This is a genomic window from Streptomyces sp. NPDC047982 (assembly GCF_043204165.1).
Taxonomy (GTDB): Bacteria; Actinomycetota; Actinomycetes; order Streptomycetales; family Streptomycetaceae; genus Streptomyces.
In genome coordinates this window covers 1-19,314 of the sequence record NZ_JBIDBS010000023.1, presented here as the reverse complement: position 1 = coordinate 19,314, position 19,314 = coordinate 1, and the positions used below count along the sequence as shown (strand labels likewise).

Below are 19,314 nucleotides of genomic sequence, written 5' to 3'. Positions count from 1 at the left end.
CACGCGTCGGCACGAACCACGCCGTGCCGACACCGCATCAGGCCGTGCCGCTCGACCAGTACTCGGACCGCACGTTGGGGCGCGGAAGCGGGAAGACCCCCTTGTAGGCCGGTCCGTTCGGCTCGGACGTGGACTCGGCGACCTTCGACTCCTTCACGCAGGGGCTGTCCGCCTCGAAGAAGACCTGGCCCTTGCCGCGGACGCTCACGCTGATCCCGAAGCCGTCCTTCGACTGCGCGTAGACCGCCGGGAAGACCTCGTCCTTGTTCCTGCCCTTGATGCGGTAGCCGTTCTCCCGCCAGTAGCTCTCGACCTGGTCCAGGAAGCTCTGGCGGCGTTCCGCCGACACGATGGTCATCACGGTGCGCCTGCGGGTCACGTCGCAGGTGCCGGTGGTCGTCGGGCCGTGCGCCCACTGCACCTCGGGGTCGAGCGCCCCGAGCACGGAGTCGAGCAAGCCGTCGGACCGTTCCGCGGCCTCCTGCATGTTCATGTCGTTCCTCTTGGCGCGCCGGACGCCGTCGGTCTCCTGGGTGTTCCCGTTGCCCGCGGCGCCGCCGGTGCCCTTGGTGCTCATGTTGTTCTCGGCGGAACTGCCCGGGCTCTTGCCGCCCGGTCGCGCTTGCTCGTTGCCGCAGCCCGTCAGCGCGAAGCCGACTGCCAGCGCCACCGCGACGAACCGGAACCTTCGCTTCATCGCTGTTCCTCCATCTTGAGCCTGTCGGAGTTGCCGGACACGATCAGCGCGATGCTGTCCGCCGACATGGCGTCCCGTACCGGATCGAAGTAGTTGGAGTGCGCGTCGAAGCTCACACCACCGGTACTGACGAACGGCGTCCCCGGGGCCACCGGGAACCGCTTGGCCCCGAACGCCTTGCTCGCCGGGTCCTTGCCGAACCAGAGGTCGTCGTCGCCCTTGTCGGCCAGGTCGCCCGCGACGTACGCGCCGGCCGGGCCTCCCAGGATCATCCCCACCGTACCCACGATCACCTGTTTCTTGGACGGGAGATGGGTGACCGGGTCGTTCTCGGCAGCGCCGACGAAGACGTGCCCGGCGCCGACGCCGAGGTCCACGGCGCGGTCGACGCCGACCCCCGGACTGCCGACCAGGATGATGTCGTCGACCCCCGGGATACCACCCGGGCGCTGCGTCGCGGCACCCACGGCGCGGGAACCGTACGAGTGACCGATGGCGGTGATGTGCGGGTCCGCGTTCTGGTTCGTGGCCGAGATGCCCGACATGAAGTCGTTGTACGCGGCACCGCCCTTCTCCGCCCTGCTGGTGCCGGCGACGGCCAGGCTCTGCAGTCCGTCCGGCGACTGCGGCGCGTCGTAGCCGAGCCAGACGATCGCCGCGGTCGACGAGTCGTAGCCCTGGGCGCCGATCGCCGTGTCGCGGGCGCGCTTGAGACCGGACTTGGCGAAGTCCTCGTCCAGTGAGGTGTTCAGGCCCGGGACGTAGGCCGACACGTGCTTCGACGTGTCGGGGTTCCCGTACGAGACGATGGCCCTCCCGTTGCCCTCGTCGCTGATGCCGAGCAGGTACATCGGCGGCTGGCTGCCCTCGTTGAGCTGACGCTGGATCTCCCGCAGACCGGCCAGCTGTTCCTTGGACTTCGAGTCGGTCTTGCCCTCCAGCTTCGAGATCAGCTCGGGAAGGTTCTTGCGGTTGGCCTTGTCCCGGTCCGCCGCCGGAATGCCGTCCAGGTAGCCGATCTTGTCCGAGGACAGATCGAGGTACTGGTCGCGCTGCTGCTGCGTCAGCCCGTCCCACCACTTCTTGCGATCGGCCGCGGAGGCGTTGTACGGGATGCGGTCGTTGAGGTAATCGCGCCTCGCGCCCTGTACCGCCGCCTCGACTCGGGGCCCGGAGCCGGGCAGTCCGGCCACCGCGCCGCCGCCCCCGCCGGACGCCTTGGCCATCTCCCAGGCGGCAGGGATGTACTGCCCCTTGTCCCACTTGTCGCGCGCGCGCTGCGCCGCCTGGCCGTACTGGTCGGCAATGCCCTTGGCCGTCTCGCCGGGGCGGAAGACCGCGTCGACGACCCCGGAGACGTCGCCTCGCAGGCCGCCGTCGCCGACGACGCCGTCGAGGAAGCCACCGTCCGAAGATCCCGAGGAGCCGGAGGAACCCGAAGAACCGCCTTGTCTACCCGCGTCAACCGGCGAAGAAGAATCGCCGTCGGCCGATTCGCCGGAGCCACCGGAGCCCTGGGTCCCACCGGAGCCCTGGGTCCCACCGGAGCCTTCGGTGCCGCCCTTGCCCTCGGAGCCGCCGGAACCGCCCGAGGAGCCCGTGCCGCCGGACGCGTCGGATCCGCCGGACGCGGCCGAACCGCCCGAGTCGGCGCCACCGGACGTGTCCGCCCCGCCGCTGCCGGTACCGCCGGTCACGGTCGCACCTTCGGAGCCCGAGCCGCCCGACGAGCCGGATCCCCCGCCGCTGGTCGCGCCCGAGCCCTTGCCGGCCTCCACGTCGACGTCCGGAGCGCACGCGCTCCCGGTGAGCTGGCAGATGGCGTTCTGGATCTGCCCGGTCAGCTGCGCGCCGATTCCCGTGGCCACGAGCGCCCCGATGAGGGCCACGACCACGAGGATCATGCCCAGGTACTCCATCGCCGTCTGCCCGGCGTCGCCGCGACGCCACTTCAGCATCCGCGCGACGCTGAACGAGCTGTACTGCACGCGCTGTTCGGGCCGCAGCCGGAACCACTCGCGCGAACCGGCCCGGCAGAGCAGGACGATGACGACGACCGGCAGCACCACCTGCGCCAGGCCCTGCCCCGCGGTTCCGTCCTTCAGGGTCGCGACCGCACCGAGGGTGAGCCAGATGTGCACGGCGAGCAGCCCGCGCCGGATCCAGACGCCCCCGGTCCGCACGTACAGCGACAGCACGAACCCGACGACGCCCGGCAGCGCCGCGTACACGAGCATGCCCAACAGCCGCCCGTCCACCGCGTCGACGGACGACGCCACGACGAGCGCGTCGATCACACCGATGACCGTGACCGCGAAGAGAAGCCGTACGAGAACCAGCACCGCCTGCAAGGGGCGCGACAACGGCTGTCTACCCGGAGGAACTTGGGCGGCACCGATGCCGGCGCCACCCGGTACCGCTAATTCTCGTATGCCAGACACGGCGAGTCTCCCCAGCTTTGTGAGTGGGCGCAGCGACAGTTCCCCCCGGTACCGTTATGCGACCACAGCACTACAGGGCGCGGCATGGGCCCCAGGGCCCAATGCCAGGCTCAAAAACCCAGGTGATCAGCTTCCCCCGTACCGCCACCGACCGCCCGGATACGGGGCATTGAGGACGCGTCACCCGTCAGGACGGCCCGACGGACCAGAAATCGGAGCGGACGTTGGGGCGGGGAATGATCTCGGCGTCGGCGTAGCTTGGGCCATTGGGCGGGGTGACGGGGGCAGCGACCTCGGATTCCCGCACGCACGGGGTGTCGACCTCGAAGAACGCCTGACCCTCACCCCCCACGATCAGGCTGACTCCAAAACCGTCACGCGTTTGGGCAAAGATCGCGGGATCTCTCCCGTTCGACTGACCAGCACCGCCACTGCACGCAGCGAGCAGAACTGAGAGGAAAAGCACCGTCTCTGCGCTCCTGATCCAGCGCCTCACCTGTACTCATCCGGCTTCAGCTTGTCTGCATGCCCTGCCACCACCAAGGCAATATTGTTCGCGGAAACGGCATCGCGACTTGGGTCAAAGTAGCGGGAGTGCGCGTCCAAGGAAATTCCACTACCGTCGACGACCCTCGGCCCCTCGTCGACCTGAAAGCGCCTGGCGCCGAATTCCTCACTTGTCGGATCTTTGCCGAACCAGAGGTCGTCGTCGCCTTGATCCGCGACATCTCCCGCTACGCAGGCAACCACTGGCCCCGCTGCAATCGGTCCCAAAGCTACGGAGCTCTGCCGCTTTGATGGGAGCTTGGTTACCACATCGTGCTCGGCAGCCCCCACGAACACGTGGTCCTGCCCGACCCCCAACTCGTCCGCGTGATCGACACCCACTCCGGGGCTGCCGACGAGGACGATGTCATCGACCCCCGGGATCGCCCCGCCCAGTTGCGCGGCGGCGCCCACCGTGCGCGACCCGTATGAATGCCCAATGGCGGTCAGATGAGGGGCCTCGTTCTCGTTGGTCACAGACAGGCCGTTCATGAACCCACGGAAAGCCCGCCCTCCCTTATCCGCCTTCTCGCTGCTCATAACGTCCAGACTGCTCAAACCGTCTGGGGTCTGCGGCGCGTCATATCCAAGCCACACGATCGACGCACTCGAACGATCGTGAATGCGTGCACCAATGGCAGTGTCACGAGCCCGCTTGAGGTCATCCTTCGCGAAGTCTTCGTCCAGTGAGGTATTCAGTCCAGGGACATACGCCGATACATGCCTGGCAGCATCAGGGTTCCCGAACGCGACGATCGCCCGCCCGTTCCCCTCGTCACCGATCCCCAGCAGGAACATTGGAGGCTCACCAGGCGTTCCCCCTTCCCTCAACTGCCGGTCGATCTCCCTCAATCCCGCCAGTTGCGACTCGGACTTCGCGTCGTCCCGCCCCTCCAACTTGCCCATCAACAACCGCAGGTTGTCCCGGTTCGCCGCGTCCCGCACCGAGGGGACAGTCAGGAGAGCCGGGCCAGCCGGGCGGCCGGGCAGCCGGGACAGTCGGGGGTACGGGGAACCTCAGCCCTTCGCCTCGTCCGCAGACTCCGTCGGCTCCGGGTCCGGCTCCGGGTCCGTGGCCAGGCGGGCATGCAGGTGTTCGTCGTGGTATCTGCCGTCGCCGAAGCGGAAGGACTCGCGCAATGTGCCCTCCGGAAGGTATCCGCTGCGGTCAGCGACACGGCACGACGCCTCGTTCCCGACTGCGTGGGCGATCTCGATGCGGCGGGCGTCGGCCGTCTTGAAGGCCCAACTCGTCACCGCGCTGGTCACCCTGGTGGCCACGCTCCGGCCGCGCGCCTCCGGCAGCACCCAGTACCCGGTCATCGCCAGGCCGTCCGCGCGGTCGACCCAGCGCACCGCGACATTGCCCAGCAGGGTGCCGTCGGCGGAGGCCAACACGGCGAAGGAGGCCGCGTTTCCTCGCTCCCAGGCGTCCATGCGGCCCTCCAGCCAGCTGGCGGCCTCGGCGCGGTCGGCTGCCTTGAACGGGTTCCACAAAGCGATCAACGGGTCGGCGGCAGCCGCCACCAAGCCGTCCAGCACCACCTCGTGCTCGATGTCCTGCCGGGTCCATGGGCGCAGCAGTATGTCTCCCAGGTCGAGCGTGGTACGGATGAAAGCCCGCTCCTCGACGGGGCTCTGCCCAGCGACCGGAGGCACGGAGGCCGATGGCATGGGGACCGGAGGCACGGAGGCCGACGGCACAGAGGCCAGCGGTACGGAGGCCGACGGCACAGAGGCCAGCGGTACGGAGACCGGCGATACAAGGGGCAGTGGTTTGTCGGCCGGTGACACGAGGTGCGGCGGTTCGTAGGAGGGCGCGTCGGAACTCATGGCGCTCTTTCTACCTGTCCGAACGCGCGGCCACGACGCCTTTCCCGCCCCGTCCTCTCACCCCGGACCCGATGTGGCCTCACGCTCCACCTCCACATCTGCCACACCTCCCGTTTCTTCCTCTCCTTTGGCCGCACACTCCACCCAGAGCAGTTTCCCTGCCCGTCCCGGCCGGTTTTTGTCCGGTAACTCCGTCTCCTGCAGGGCGCGTTCCGGCCGTCCACCGCGGCCATACAAGGGAACCGCTCCCCAGCTCTCCGCGTAGAGCGTCACCAGATAGAGCCCGCGTCCCCGTTCGGCCATTTCCGTCGGGGTCGCGGCGCTCCACCGGAACGGTGCGGGAATGTGCGGACTGGTGTCGCGGACGCCCAGCCGGACCCGGCCACACCCGGCCTCACGCAGGCGCAACGAGTACGGGCCCGTCGAGTGCAGGTGCGCGTTCGTAACCAGCTCGCTCGCCAACAGTTCAGCATTCTCGACGAGTTCGGGCATGCCGTGCAGGCGCAGCGCGGTGCGAAGCATCGCTCGGACCACGCCGGGAGCGCGAGGATCTCGCGGAAGTTGAAGGGTGTATGTCCAGGGCGGGGATACCGTGGCACTGACCATGGAAGTCTCCGTTCACGGAGGGAAGTCGGAAGATGCGCTTCGGGTTGTCCGGTGACGAGGCCGCTCCGTCGAGCGGGGTACTTCCGGACCGGTGGCCTGCGTCACACACTAGAGCCAAAAGCGGAATACATTCCATGAAATTCATGGATTACGTAACAGATACGCTCGTGTGGGTGACCAAGACGGGGAGTGAGTGATGCCGCCCAGCACCACACCGACGGCCCGCCGCAGACGGCTGGGGGCCGAGCTCCGCAAACTGCGCGAACGCGCCGGGATCACCGCGACCGAGGCCGCGCGGCTGCTCGGGGGCAACCAGGCGCGCATCAGCAATATCGAAGCCGGCCGCTACGGCGTGAGCGCCGAGCGGGTACGTACGCTGTCCTGCCATTACCACTGCCCCGACGAGGCGCTGGTCAACGCGCTGGCCGCCATGACGGGCGACCGGAAACGGGGCTGGTGGGAGGAGTACCGGGGGATCCTCCCCACGGAACTGCTGGACCTGGCGGAACTCGAACACCACGGAATCGCGCTGCGCACCGCCGACATCTCCGGTCTGCCCGGCCTGCTCCAGACCACGGACCACGCCCGCGAGGTCTTCCGCCAGGTCGTCCCCGCTCTCACACCTCCGGAGATCGAGCACCACCTGTCGTTCCGGATCAAGCGTCAAGGAGTTGTGTTCCGCGAGGATCCGGCGCCCTACCGGGCGGTCGTCCACGAGGCCGCCCTGCACATGCGGTTCGGCGGTCCGGCCGTGGCCAGGCAGCAGCTGGCGCATCTGCTGGCCATGAGCGAGCGTGATCACGTCACGATCCGGGTGATCCCGTTCCGGGCCGGCGGATATCCGGGGACCGGTCACCCGGTCCACTACGTCCACGGCTCCGTGTCGCAGCTGGACACCGTGCAGCTGGACCAGGCGCACGGCATGGCCCTTCTGGACGCGGAGGCCCACCTGCACAAGTATCGGCAGGTACTGGACCGCTTGGAGTCCCTCGCACTGAGCGCCGCCGAGTCGCGCGACCTGGTGGACACCATCGCCCAGAGCCTGTAAAAGGAACCCGTTGCCGAGCGCCCGCAGCGGTCGCCGAACCGCCTGTGGCAGGAGTCCTCGTATCCACGTCGCCGCCGCCCCCGCTCCGGCGCGGTCCGTCCTGCGGAGAGCAGCGACCTCTCAGGCACGGCCCGGCGCACGGCCCGGCGCACGGCGCCCACGACAGCCTTCGTACGCACCATCGAGGAGAATCCCGCCCATGGCCGACACCCCCGCCGACCTGACCTGGATCCGCGCCGCCCCCGAGGACGACGAGGGACCCGGCCCCTGGATCGAGGTCGCCTTCGGCCCGGACGAACTCGTTCATCTCCGCGAGACCGGTGACCCCGCCAACATCGTCACCACCACACGCGTCAAATGGGACGCCTTCACCAAGGGCGTCCAGGCCGGGGAGTTCGACCACTTCATCGAGGACGTGGACTCCGACACGGACACCGATGCGGACATCTGCGAGGACATCGAGACCGCCGACGACGAAGGCACCTCCGTCCGGCCCTGAGCCACCTGCGTCCGGTCCGCTACGAGCCCTCGGCGTCGGGGACATCGACGGCGTCGGCCTCTTCGAACGCGCGGGCGACGGCCAGGCTGTCCTCGTAGACGTGGTGCCGGACGACGAGACCGTTCTCGACCGTGAGGTGCAGGGCGAACCGGGCCCGATACGCGCGCCCGGTCGAGCGGGCGGTCTGGCGGATCTCGCCGAGTTACCCCCGCGGTAATCATATGGAACACACGGGCTGCACGAGCGGGCTGCATGGGCTGCATGGGACGCATGCCGCGATCGAGCCCCGCCCGGCCGTCGCGCCACGTGTCCTCGCGCCACGTTCCCTCCCGCGCCCGCGCCACTCACCCGCTCCACGTGTCCGCGCTCCGCGTCGTGGGCACGATCAACGGCATGGACGATGCCCCGGGCCGGATACTTCACTGGAACTTCTTCATCGGCGGCCACCTGAGCTCCTCGGTGCCCGTGCGCCTCGTCGAACGCGACGACAGCGGTCAGCTGGTGTGGATGGAGACCGGCACGCCGATGTGGCGTACGAGGCTCCCGCGCGGGAGGCATCTGCGGGACATCGCGCCGCATGAACGCCCGGCCGGGGGATACCCGCTGGTCGCCGACCGGTGGCCGATGGGCAGCGCGCTCTTCCACCAGCCGGCCGGTGCCGGGTACTCGGTGCTCTGGCTCTTCGGCCGTCGTCGAAAGTTCCGTGGCTGGTACGTGAACCTGGAGCGCCGGGTCCACCACGGTGCCGACATCGACGTCGCCGACCACGAACTCGACATCGACGTGGCGCCGGACCGGAGCTGGCGTTGGAAGGACGAGCGGTCCTTCGCCGAGAAGACCGGGCACCCCGCTTACTGGACCGCCGACGAGGCGGCGGCCATCCGGGAGGAGGGCCGCACGGTCGCTCGACTCGCCGAGACCGGAATGTTTCCCTTCGACGGGACCTGGTGCGATTTCCAGCCACCGCCGACCTGGACGACACCTCCCCGACCCTTCGTCGCCCGTCACCCTCTGCTCTGACCGGCCCCCTCCCGACCAGGGTCGGAGCGGCTCCACACCCGGAACTCACCAGGTCCGCACCGGACTCCGGCCAGGGTGGCGCGATGGCGATCATTGCCCAAGGTCACTCTCCGTGATAAACAGGGTAACTGTGAGTGTTCACTCATACACCGATTCGATCCGCCAGTCAGATGGTCGAACCGGTCACATGTACGGATTCAGGTAAAGAGAGCCGTCAAGCCGTCGTACGAAAGCAGTTTCATCAGCGAAGATAGAGGGCGACCCGTGCCATGTGGCAGGGGCATCGAACTACCCGACAGGGGCGGTGACTTACATGATCCTGGCAGCTGAAAAGGGCGACATCACCACCATCATCGGCGGAATCGCCCCGAACTGGGGGCCGTTCGGGACTCTGGGCAACGAGGCCCGCGTAATGATCGAAGTGGTGATGGCCATCGCCATCCTGCTCTGCCTCGGCATCGCGGTCTGGGGTGCGGCCAAGCAGCGCATCGGCGCCACCGCACTGCGCGACACGTTCAGCGCGGAGCAGGGCAAGGGGCTGATCGTCGCGGGGCTCACCGGTGTGTTCATCATCGGATCCCTGGGGACGTTGTTCACCATCGTCTACGGGATGGCGGTCTGACCGCCCGTCACCCCGTGCCAGGGGCGCACCTGCGTCCACCCCTCCCCTCCCGTCCGTCCCACTTACACCACCCGCCCGTCGTGCCCACCGGCAGAGGTTGCGTCCCCCTGATGTCGAGTCACCACACCGCACCCGCGCGGAAAGCCGTGCGGCTACCGTCGTATCACCCGGTTCAGGAAGCGGCCGGGCAAACGGCTGAGGGGGCGTACGAGAGATGAGCATCGGCGACGAGCGCGGCTACGGCGTCCCGGCGCGCAGCGCCGACCCGTACAGCACCATCGGCGGTACGCGCCAGACTCGTACGCGCCTGCCCGACGGCGAGGTCGACGACTACGGCGCCGCCCGCCGCCCGGCCCGCTCCTCCCGCTCCCTCGTCATGGTCGTCGGCGTGGTCGTCCTCCTGATCGCCGCCATCGCGTTCGCGAACTTGGGCGGGGGCGGCAAGGACGGCAAGGCCGGCGGCCCGGGGAGCGCGGGCGCCAGACCCGACTCCTCGTCCACCGCCGCCACCGGCACCAAGCCGGTGACGGGGAAGAACGGTTCGATCCCCACCGGGTTCGCCCACGACGAGCAGGGCGCGCAGAGCGCGGCGTCCAACTTCGCGGTGGCGCTGGGCTCGGCCGGGATGTTCAGCGCCGACACCCGCCGGGCCATCGTCCAGGCCACCCACGACCCCGCGGTCGTGGAGGGCCTGCTGGCCGACCTGACGAAGGCGTACTCGCCGGGTCTGCTGGAGAACCTCGGTCTCAACGCGGACGGCACGGCCCCCTCCGGCCTGACCTTCGTGTCCCGGACCATGCCCGTGGGCACGAAGGTGGTCGAGCACAGCGGCGACACCGCCACCGTCGAGGTCTGGTGCACGGGCCTCGTCGGCATGGCCGGGCAGGACTCCACGAAGCCCGTCACCTCGCGGTGGTTCACCCTCACCCAGAAGCTCAAGTGGGTCGGCGGCGACTGGCGGATCGAGTCGTCGAGCCAGACGGAGGGCCCCACGCCCGTCAACGGCGACAACCGGGCCTCGACAGCGGACGAGATCGCCAGTGCCGTTCAGGGATACGGAGGCTTCACCTATGCCCGCTAGTGCCGTGACCGGCAAGGATTGCCCGGAAGAAGCGCCGTCCGGTGCGTGCGGTCGCAAGGCGGCCGGAAGCCCTCGGATGGGGTCTCCCCTGCTCGAACGAAGTCGAGAGCTCGGGGAAGGGCTACGTGGGCTTGTGGCCGACGCCGCGAGCGATCGGGTCTCCCCTGCTCGAACGAAGCTGAGAGCTCTGGGAAGTCCCGGGCGGCGCGACGGGGCAAACGTTGCCGTTGGCGGCACCAGGTCCTCTCGTCGCCCCTCGGCGCGCGCCGCTGCGACGGTCCCCGGCCGACGTTCCCACGCCGGCGCCCTCCTGACGGCTCTCGGCCGACGGCCCCGTGCGCGTACCGCCGCGGCGGCCCACGGTCGACGCCCGCGCATGCGCTCGCTCCTGACGGTCCTCGCCGGTCTGCCGGTGGTGGCGGCGATTCTGCCGGTCGTGGCGCTCCTGCTGGCCTCACCGGCCGCCGCGGACCCCTCGCCGTCGTCCACACCCCAGCCGTCGACGACGCCCTCGCCCAGCGCGAGCGACGGCGCCTGCGACCTCATCGTCGGACTCGCCAAGGACTACTGCGAGAAGGGCGAGGCGGCCACCACCGGGCCCAGCCCCCGTTCCACCGCCGACGACTCCATCGACCCGCTCTCCTCCCTCGCCCGAGGCTGCGCCGACGCCGCCGCGTGGATCGTCGACAAGCTCAGCGAGGCCGTGAAGGAGACGGCGAACGTCGACTTCACCAACCCGACCTTCCGCCAGCAGTACGCGATCGTCTTCGCCGCCTCCGCCGTCCTCACACTCGTCCTGTGGCTGTTCGCCGTCGCCAAGCGCGCCATCCGCGGTGTCCCGCTCACCACCGCGATCTCCGAGGCCGTCGGCTTCCTCTGGCTGACCGTCATCGCGTCGGCCTTCACCCCGCTCGTCCTGTACGTGATCGTGTCCGCCACCGACGGCGTCAGCGACGTGATCGCCTCGGCCACCGGAAACAAGGCCGATGTCTTCTTCGGGTCGTTCTCCGAGGCGCTCAAGAAGGGCTCCGACATCGGCGGCGGTCCGATCATGCTGATCGTCGTCTCGCTCGTCTCGATCCTCGCCGCGGGCGTCCTCTACCTGGAACTCGTCATCCGCGCCGCCCTGCTCTACGTCGGCGCCCTCCTCGGCACCGTCGTCTACGCGGGGCTCGTCGACAAGAACATGTGGGGCCACGTACGCCGCTGGGCGGGCATCATGGTCGCGGTGATCATGGTCAAACCGGTCATCGTCATCGTCCTCGGACTGGCCGGCGCCCTCTCCGGCGACGACGGGCCCAACGCGTTCTCCTCCGTCGTCTCCGGGCTCGCCATCATCCTGCTCGCGATCTTCGCCTCAGCGATGATCTACCGCTTCGTGCCCGGCTTCGGCGACGAGATCCAGGGCGCGCGCACCAACCGCAAGCAGGCCACCGACGGCTCCCAGGCCGCCGCGCTGATCAGCTCGCCCGCCGCCCTCGTCTCCCAGGGCATCAAGACCCACAGCGGCCGCGGCGGCCAGAACGGCGGCGACAACGGCGCCGCGTCCAGGCCCGCCAACCCGGTCAGCGGCGGCGTCGCCGCGCACGGCTCCCGCGGCACCGGTTCCCCCACCGCGCCGCCGCCCCGCAGCGCCCCCGGCCCGGCCTCCGGCACCCCGCACGGCAGCCGCACCCCGCGCGGCGGATCAAGCAGTACAGGTAACAACAGCACGGGAGGTGGAGGGCGTTGACGACTCCGGCCCACACGATCGCGCCCCGCCGCACGTATCTCATCGGCCGGGCCCGGCCGAACGCGATCGTCGGCAAGAACCGCGAGACCGGGGAGATCGCGCTGATCATCGCCGGGGCGTTCCTCGGCATGATGAGCGGTCTGCTCGTCCCCTACCTGGCCCCGCGGATCGTGCTGCTGGCGGGCTTCCCGCTGCTCGCGCTGGCCATCGTGTACGTCCCGTACCGGCACCGCACGTTCTACAAGTGGTTCGAGATCAAACGGAGTCACAAGCGCCTGCTGCGCCGCGGCGCGACCTACCGCTCCGGCGCCATGGAGGCCGGGGTGCGCGCCGACGGGCGGGAGGTCGAGATCGGCCCACCTCCCGGCATCGGCCGGATCAACTGGCTCGCCGCCCCCTTCGGCCCGGACGAGATCGCTGTGCTGCTGCACGCCGACCGCCGTACCGTCACCGCCGCGATCGAGATCGAGGGCCCCGGCGTCGGCCTGCGCGACAGCGAGGACCAGGAAGCGCTCGTCGACCGGTTCGGCACCCTGCTGAAGCACGTCGCCAACGGGGACGGCTTCGTGACCCGCATCCAGATGCTGGCCCGTACGCTCCCCGCCGACCCCGACGCGCACGCCAAGGACGTCGCCCAGCGCGGCGACGCCTCGTCCCCGGCCTGGCTGCGGGACTCGTACGACCAGCTCCAGTCCATGGTCTCCACGTCCAGCGAGCAGCACCGCGCCTACCTCGTGGCCTGCATGCACTACACCCGCGAGCTCGCCGCCGAGGCCAACGCCATGGCCCGTGCGGCCCGCCCCGCCTCCGGCCGCAAACTGGACCGCGACGCGGGCCTCGCCGTCGTCATGGCGCGCGAGCTGACCGACATCTGCGCCCGGCTCGCCGAGGCCGACATCCGCGTGCGCCAGCCGCTCGGCCAGAGCCGGCTCGCCTCCCTCGTGCACTCCATGTACGACCCCGACCACCCCATCGACCACATCCAGGCGATGACCAAGCGCAACGCCTGGCCCGCCGAACTGGACGCGGTCGAACCGACGTTCCTCCAGGCCAAGACCCGCGAGTCGGCCACCCGCGCGCCCTGGTGCCACTCCACGGCCTGGGTGAAGGAATGGCCGATGACGCCCGTCGGGGTCAACTTCCTGGCCCCGCTCCTCGTCCACACGCCCGATGTGATCCGCACGGTCGCGGTCTGCATGGACCTCGAACCCACCGAGATCGCCATCGAGCGGATGCTCACCGAGAAGACCAACGACGAAGCGGAAGCCAGCCGTCAGGCCAAGATGAACCGCACCGTCGACCCGCGCGACATCGCCGCGCACGGCCGCCTCGACCAGCGGGGCGAAGACCTCGCGAGCGGTGCGGCCGGGGTGAACCTCGTCGGGTACATCACCGTGTCCTCGCGCTCTCCCGAGGCCCTCGCCCGCGACAAGCGGACCATCCGCGCCTCCGCCGGCAAGTCGTACCTCAAGCTGGAGTGGTGCGACCGCGAGCACCACCGCGCCTTCGTCAACACCCTGCCGTTCGCCACCGGCATCCGCCGCTGACCGCGCGACCGACCCCGCCGAGACGACCGAGAGACACGAGAGAAACGAGAGGGAGGCCGGTCCCGCCATGCGAGATCCTCTGTCCGCGCTGACGGACGCCTTCACCGCCTTCCTCTTCGGGAAGGTGGAGACGACGAGGCTGCCCGTGCGAACGTCGACGGGACAGGCCCAGGCCGTCTACCTGCCCACCGCGGCCCCCGGCCTCGGCGACTCCGGCGTGATCATCGGCCGCGAGGTGTACTCCGGCAAGGGCTACATCTACGACCCGTTCCAGCTGTACGGGCAGCAGCTGCCCGCCCCGCACTGGCTGGTGCTCGGCGAGTCCGGGAACGGCAAGTCCGCGCTGGAGAAGACGTACGTGCTCCGCCAGCTCCGCTTCCGCGACCGCCAGGTCGTCGTCCTGGACGCGCAGGGCGAGGACGGCGTCGGCGAGTGGAACCTCATCGCGCAGCAGCTGGGCCTCACCCCGATCCGCCTCGACCCGACCGCCGCGCTCAACGGCGGCATCCGGCTCAACCCGCTCGACCCCGCGATCACCACGACCGGTCAGCTCGCCCTGCTCCGCACCATCATCGAGGTGGCGACGGGGAACGGGCTGGACGAGCGGTCCGGCTTCGCGCTGAAGGTCGCCCATGCGTACGTCAACGAGGCGATCACCGACCGACAGCCCGTCCTGACCGACATCGTCGAGCAGCTCCGGCACCCGGAACCCGGGTCCGCCGAGGCGATGAACGTCGACATAGACGATGTACGGGCCTGGGGCCTGGACGTCGCGCTCGTCCTGGACCGGCTGGTCGACGGTGACCTGCGCGGCATGTTCGACGGGCCGACCAGCGCCGGCATCGACCTCGACGCCCCACTGATCGTCTTCGACCTCTCGCACATCGACCGGAACTCGATCGCGATGCCGATCCTGATGGCGATCGTCGGCGTCTGGCTGGAGCACACCTGGATCCGGCCCGACCGGAAGAAACGCATCTTCCTGGTCGAGGAGGCGTGGCACATCATCAACTCGCCCTTCGTCGCCCAGCTCTTCCAGCGCCTGCTGAAGTTCGGGCGACGGCTGGGGCTGTCGTTCGTGGCGGTCGTCCACCACCTCAGCGACGTCGTCGACGGAGCGGCGGCCCGCGAGGCCGCGGCGATCCTCAAGATGGCCTCGACCCGCACGATCTACGCCCAGAAGGCCGACGAGGCAAGAGCGACCGGACGGGTGCTCGGCCTGCCCCGCTGGGCCGTCGAGATCATCCCGACACTCACGCCCGGCATCGCTGTCTGGGACGTCAACGGCAATGTCCAGGTCGTCAAACACCTGATCACCGAGGCGGAACGACCCCTGGTCTTCACCGACCGCGCGATGACCGAGTCCTCCTCCGAGGAGAGCGTCCCGGACGACGTGCGCGCCGCCGACCTGGAGGCGGAGGAGCGCGCGGCACGGATCGAGCACCAGCAGCGGCTGCTGAACGAGTCGTCCGAGTCAACGGTGGCGTGACATGGCGGGGCACGGCGGAGTACGCGGCACGGGAGGCGGGGGCGGGAGCCGGGGCGGCAACGGAATCGGCGACTACGGCGCAGTCGGCCGGGACGGCCGGGGCGGAGGTGTCTCGGACGGGCTGCTGATCGGCCTGCTGGCGTTCCTGCTCGGACTGACGCTCCTGGCGTGGACGGCCACCGGCCTGGCCGGTCTGTTCGCGCACGGCGCCTGGCCGGAAGGGGTCACCCTCGCCGAGACCCCGCTGGCGATGCGCCGGCTCGTCACCGCGCCGCACGACCTCCCGGCCGCCTGGCCCGGGACCCCGGCGGACGCCCTCTCCGGGTACGGGCTGTTCTGGGGCCTGTTCATAGGCGAACTGATGGTTCTGGTGGTGCTCACGGTATTCGTGCTGGGAGTGGTGACCCGCTGGCGCGTGGTACGGGCCCGGCGGCGCGCCGAACGGCTCGCGGGCATGGACGGGGACGGCGGGACGGACAGGAGCACGAGCAGGCGCACGGACGCGGCCGCCGCGGCGGCCGGGCACGCGGTGCCCGCCCCGCGGCCCCTCGCCCCCGAGCACGCGCCGGAAACCGAGCGCGCACCGGAAGCCGGCCCCGCGTCGCGGCCCGCCGCCGCGCCCGTGCCGGACGCCGTTCCCGTGCCGGACCCCGTTCCGGAGGCCGCCACCACCGCCCCGGTTCCAAGGACGCCCGCCGCTCCGGGGCCCCGCCCCGTCTCCGGCGCCAGCCCGGTCCCTGGTCCCTTCGCGGAAACCGCTCCCCCGGAGCACACGGCGCCCGGATCCCCCGCGTCGGCCTCCCCCGGCGCCCCGCTCGTCGTCTACGGTCCGCCCGCCACCCGCCGCCCCACCGCCGTCCGGGCGGTCCAGGAGGCCGACGGACCCACGCTCGTGGTCACCTCGGACCCCACGGTCTGGGCGGAGACGAAGGATGCCCGGGCGAAGCTCGGTCCGGTCCTCGTCTACGACCCCGGCCACCTCTGCGACACCCCGGCCCGCCTGCACTGGTCGCCCACGGCCGGCTGCGAGGATCCCGACACTGCCGCGTCCCGCTCGGCCGCGCTGCTCGCCCCGGTCCGGCCGCAGGCCCGTATGGACGCGGCGACGGCCGACACCGCGGAGACGCTCCTGAAGTGCTGGCTGCACGCCGCGGCCGTCGACGGCCGCCCCTTCCGCCAGGTCCACCGCTGGGCCCTCGGCGGCGGCGCCCACGACGCGGTACGGCTGCTGCGCACCCACCCCAAGGCGGCGTCCGGACTCGCCGGGCTGCTGGAGTCCGCCCTCACGGCACACCCCGAACGCCGCGAGATGGCCCAGGAGTTGACCGTACGTAGCTTCGGCGCACTCGCCGCGGTCCACATCCGCGACGCCTGCACGCCGAACCGGGCGGATTCGCTCGCGCTGGCATCCTTCGTGGACGAGGGGGGCACTCTCTATGTGGTGGGTGAGCCGATCGAGGATCCCCGTTCGGGCCCCGGAGCGATGCCCCTGCTCACGGCGCTCGCCTCACACGTGGTCGAGCACGGCCGCCGCCTGGCCGCACGGTCAGCCGACGGTCGGCTCGACCCACCAATGACGCTCGTGCTCGACGACATCGCCGCGGTGGCGCCCCTCCCCCGGCTCCCGGAGCTGCTGTCGACCGGCGAGGCCGCAGGGGTGCGGACGCTGGCCCTCCTCCGTTCCCGGGAACAGGCCCGTGCCCGCTGGCCCCAGGAGCTCACACCCCCTCGTTGAGCTTCACGCCACCGCGCCCGGCTTCACGCGCCCTCGGCGAGCGGACGGCCCGCCCCGGAGCGGCGGTGGCCGACCGAACGCGCACCGGCCTCGCGTGGCTGCTCCGAACGCGCCACCGCGCACTCGATCTCCCGGGCGGACGGATCACCCGGCACGGGCTCCGTCCGCCCGGTGGGCACGAACCCGATCCGCCGGTAGAACGCCGCGGCCCGCGCGTTTTCCTCGTGCACGTACAGCCGCACCCGCTCGATCCGCGGCGCGTCCAGCGACCAGGCCCAGTCCGTCGCGGCCCGGAACAGTTCCTCGGCCAGGCCCCGGCCCCGCGCCTCGGGCCGTAGGAACACCCCGACGACATGCGCCTGGGGAGTGTCGGCCACCTCGCCGAACCGGACCTCCGCGTCCGGCCGCTCGATCAGCACCGTCACGCTGCCGTCCCACCGTCCGTCGGGCGCCACGGCGACGAACTGCCGCACCTCGCCGTCCCCGTCCTCGGAGGCGCCGAGCGCCCGGTCCTGCCAGAACGCGTCGGAACGGGTCACGCCCTGCTCGTACGTCTCCAGAAACGCCACGGGCGCCACCGGGTCCCGCAGGGCGGCCAGCCGCAGTTCCTTGACCAGCGGCCATTCCTCGGCACGTACGACTCGAATCACATGGTCCATCCACCGATCCTGCGCCACCCGCCCGACCAGCACAAACCACTTTCCGCCCCCGGCACCCGTGTCGAGCCGTCCGTCGTGTCCCGGCCCCCGCGCCCGTGTCGTACCCCGGTACTACGCGCGCCGCCACGTCCCGCCCCGGGTCAAACGCCGCCGCCCGCCGCGCTCCGCAGCGTCGCCCGCATGATCAGGGCTCACGCACTCACGAAGAGGTACAGGGGCACCGTCGTCCAGGACCTCGACTTCAGGGTCCGGCCGGGCGCCGTCACCGGCTTCCTCGGCCCGAACGGCGCCGGTAAGTCGACGACCACGCGCGTGCTGCTCGGCCTGGACGCCCCCACCCGCGGCCGATCGACGATCGGCGGACGGGCCTACACCGCCCATGCCGCACCGCTCACCGAGGTCGGCGCGCTCTTGGAGGCCCGCTCCGTCCACCCTGGCCGGACCGCCTTTCACCACCTCATGGCGCTCGCGCACACTCTCGGCGTCCCGCGCGCCCGGGTCGAACACGTCCTCGACCTGACCGGTCTGAGCGCCGTCGCGCACCGACGCGTCAAGGGCTTCTCGCTCGGCATGGGCCAACGCCTGGGGATCGCCGCCGCGCCGCTCGGCGACCCGGCCGTCCTCCTCCTGGACGAACTGGTCAACGGCCTCGACCCGGAGGGTGTGCTGTGGATCCGCGACCTGCTCAGATCCCTGGCGCGGGAGGGGCGTACGGTCCTCGTCTCCTCACACCTGATGAGCGAGACTGCACTCACCGCCGACCATCTCGTCGTCATCGGTCGGGGCAGGCTCCTCGCCGATACCTCGGTCGCCGATTTCGTGTCCTCGGCCGGCGGCGCCTCGGTCCGGGTCGTCACCCCGCAGGCCCACGCCCTGCGCAAGGCCCTCACCACCCCCGGCATCGACATCGCCCTCTCCACGAAACCGGGCACGTCCCCCGACGAGCTGGAGATCCGCGGTGCGGACGCACGGCACATCGGCCGCATCGCCGCCGCCCATGCCATTCCCCTGTGCGAGCTCACACCCCGGACCGCTTCCCTGGAGCAGGCGTTCATGGAACTGACGCGCGGTTCGGTCGAGTATCGGACGGCCACCCCGGAGCCCACCGCGCCCCCACAGCTCACACGCCCGTAGGCCCACAAGGCGCGTAGGCCCCACTGGGCCCATGGACCCCATAGGGCCTGTAGACCCCACCGGGGCCTGCAGACCCCATGGGACCTGTAGGCCCCACCACACCCACCGACCTCTCAAGCCCCGCTGTTACCTCCAGCCTCACCACACCCAAGGGAGCTTCCGCATGACCACCGCCCTCGACCGCCGGTCCGGCACTCGGACCCGAGCGCTCCCCCGTACCGGATCAGCGCCGCGCGCGTACTGCGTTCCGAGTGGCACAAGCTCCGGTCCCTGCGCTCTTCCTGGATCACCCCGGGCTCGGCGTCCGCCCTGGTCCTCGCGGTCGGGATGGTCATGGGAGCGACGTCCACCTCCGGCGGCGGCGATTCCGATGTCGACACAGTGGTCCTGGTCCTGTACGGCTCGCTGCTCGGCACACTGTGCACGGTGGTGCTGGGCATCCTGGCGACCGCAGGCGAGCACTCGACGGGCTGATCCGCACCACGCTGACCGCCGTACCCCGCAGGCTCCCGGTGCCGGGGGAAAGGAAAAAAATGGTTGTGAACGCGAGAAAGCCCCGCACCACAAGGGTGCGGGGCTTCCCCACAAAAACTGTTCGGCGGCGACCTACTCTCCCACAGGGTCC

General features: G+C 70.5%; 15 protein-coding genes and 4 pseudogenes. 11 read left to right on the top strand and 8 right to left on the bottom strand.

The window, feature by feature from the left end; all coding sequences use genetic code 11:
- Nucleotides 1-37: 37 nt before the first annotated feature.
- The 6 genes and pseudogenes from ACGF2V_RS25355 to ACGF2V_RS25330 all read right to left on the bottom strand — a co-directional run bounded on the left by ACGF2V_RS25355 (nucleotide 38) and on the right by ACGF2V_RS25330 (nucleotide 6,039).
- On the bottom strand, nucleotides 38-697 hold the full coding sequence (locus ACGF2V_RS25355; protein WP_362709397.1) for a hypothetical protein: 660 nt from the start codon (nucleotides 695-697) through the stop codon (nucleotides 38-40).
- A complete protein-coding gene (locus ACGF2V_RS25350) occupies nucleotides 694-3,039 on the bottom strand; it encodes an alpha/beta hydrolase (RefSeq protein WP_362624917.1) in 2,346 nt (781 codons plus the stop codon). Before ACGF2V_RS25350 ends, ACGF2V_RS25355 begins: the two co-directional genes overlap by 4 nt.
- A 286-nt stretch (nucleotides 3,040-3,325) precedes the next feature.
- A pseudogene (locus tag ACGF2V_RS25345) lies at nucleotides 3,326-3,538 on the bottom strand (hypothetical protein); the annotation flags it as partial.
- A gap of 92 nt (nucleotides 3,539-3,630) precedes the next feature.
- Nucleotides 3,631-4,638 (bottom strand): annotated as a pseudogene (locus ACGF2V_RS25340) (alpha/beta hydrolase); the annotation flags it as partial.
- A gap of 63 nt (nucleotides 4,639-4,701) precedes the next feature.
- Nucleotides 4,702-5,343 (bottom strand): GNAT family protein, encoded by a 642-nt coding sequence (locus ACGF2V_RS25335; RefSeq protein WP_362624915.1) that lies wholly within the window; start codon nucleotides 5,341-5,343, stop codon nucleotides 4,702-4,704.
- A 231-nt stretch (nucleotides 5,344-5,574) separates the two neighbouring features.
- The gene (locus ACGF2V_RS25330) at nucleotides 5,575-6,039 is read right to left on the bottom strand and encodes an ATP-binding protein (protein WP_362624914.1); all 465 of its coding nucleotides are present in this window, start codon (nucleotides 6,037-6,039) and stop codon (nucleotides 5,575-5,577) included.
- 280 nt (nucleotides 6,040-6,319) lie between these two features.
- Between ACGF2V_RS25330 and ACGF2V_RS25325 the strand changes: the two genes are divergently transcribed.
- Together ACGF2V_RS25325 and ACGF2V_RS25320 are read left to right on the top strand one after the other, a co-directional pair.
- Nucleotides 6,320-7,171, top strand: a complete 852-nt coding sequence (locus ACGF2V_RS25325) for a helix-turn-helix transcriptional regulator (protein WP_362624912.1) — start codon at nucleotides 6,320-6,322, stop codon at nucleotides 7,169-7,171.
- A 199-nt stretch (nucleotides 7,172-7,370) separates the two neighbouring features.
- Entirely contained in the window at nucleotides 7,371-7,670 is a 300-nt protein-coding gene (locus tag ACGF2V_RS25320; protein ID WP_362709394.1) for a DUF397 domain-containing protein, read from the top strand.
- Between the two features lie 19 nt (nucleotides 7,671-7,689).
- Here ACGF2V_RS25320 and ACGF2V_RS25315 read toward each other — a convergent pair.
- A pseudogene (locus ACGF2V_RS25315) lies at nucleotides 7,690-7,872 on the bottom strand (nuclear transport factor 2 family protein); the annotation flags it as partial.
- A 191-nt stretch (nucleotides 7,873-8,063) separates the two neighbouring features.
- Here ACGF2V_RS25315 and ACGF2V_RS25310 point away from each other — a divergent pair.
- The 7 genes from ACGF2V_RS25310 to ACGF2V_RS25280 all read left to right on the top strand — a co-directional run bounded on the left by ACGF2V_RS25310 (nucleotide 8,064) and on the right by ACGF2V_RS25280 (nucleotide 16,896).
- On the top strand, nucleotides 8,064-8,690 hold the full coding sequence (locus ACGF2V_RS25310; protein ID WP_362624909.1) for a DUF402 domain-containing protein: 627 nt from the start codon (nucleotides 8,064-8,066) through the stop codon (nucleotides 8,688-8,690).
- Between the two features lie 313 nt (nucleotides 8,691-9,003).
- The gene (locus ACGF2V_RS25305) at nucleotides 9,004-9,312 is read left to right on the top strand and encodes a hypothetical protein (protein WP_018101695.1); all 309 of its coding nucleotides are present in this window, start codon (nucleotides 9,004-9,006) and stop codon (nucleotides 9,310-9,312) included.
- A gap of 214 nt (nucleotides 9,313-9,526) precedes the next feature.
- Nucleotides 9,527-10,393, top strand: a complete 867-nt coding sequence (locus ACGF2V_RS25300; RefSeq protein WP_362624907.1) for a hypothetical protein — start codon at nucleotides 9,527-9,529, stop codon at nucleotides 10,391-10,393.
- 376 nt (nucleotides 10,394-10,769) lie between these two features.
- Complete coding sequence (locus tag ACGF2V_RS25295; RefSeq protein ID WP_362624906.1) at nucleotides 10,770-12,125, top strand: hypothetical protein; 1,356 nt, start codon at nucleotides 10,770-10,772, stop codon at nucleotides 12,123-12,125.
- Entirely contained in the window at nucleotides 12,122-13,672 is a 1,551-nt protein-coding gene (locus ACGF2V_RS25290) for an SCO6880 family protein (RefSeq protein WP_362709391.1), read from the top strand. Before ACGF2V_RS25295 ends, ACGF2V_RS25290 begins: the two co-directional genes overlap by 4 nt.
- 67 nt (nucleotides 13,673-13,739) lie before the next feature.
- On the top strand, nucleotides 13,740-15,161 hold the full coding sequence (locus ACGF2V_RS25285) for an ATP-binding protein (protein ID WP_362624902.1): 1,422 nt from the start codon (nucleotides 13,740-13,742) through the stop codon (nucleotides 15,159-15,161).
- 1 nt (nucleotide 15,162) lies between these two features.
- Nucleotides 15,163-16,896: a type VI secretion protein gene (locus ACGF2V_RS25280; protein ID WP_362709389.1), complete on the top strand. Its 1,734-nt coding sequence runs from the start codon at nucleotides 15,163-15,165 to the stop codon at nucleotides 16,894-16,896.
- 23 nt (nucleotides 16,897-16,919) lie between these two features.
- Here ACGF2V_RS25280 and ACGF2V_RS25275 read toward each other — a convergent pair whose 3' ends face one another.
- Nucleotides 16,920-17,555: a GNAT family N-acetyltransferase gene (locus ACGF2V_RS25275; RefSeq protein WP_362624898.1), complete on the bottom strand. Its 636-nt coding sequence runs from the start codon at nucleotides 17,553-17,555 to the stop codon at nucleotides 16,920-16,922.
- A gap of 180 nt (nucleotides 17,556-17,735) precedes the next feature.
- Here ACGF2V_RS25275 and ACGF2V_RS25270 point away from each other — a divergent pair, with 180 nt between their 5' ends.
- Both ACGF2V_RS25270 and ACGF2V_RS25265 read left to right on the top strand, forming a co-directional pair.
- Nucleotides 17,736-18,689, top strand: a complete 954-nt coding sequence (locus ACGF2V_RS25270; protein WP_362709386.1) for an ATP-binding cassette domain-containing protein — start codon at nucleotides 17,736-17,738, stop codon at nucleotides 18,687-18,689.
- Nucleotides 18,690-18,911: 222 nt separating this feature from the next.
- Nucleotides 18,912-19,204, top strand: a pseudogene (locus ACGF2V_RS25265) (ABC transporter permease); the annotation flags it as partial.
- Between the last annotated feature and the right edge of the window lie 110 nt (nucleotides 19,205-19,314).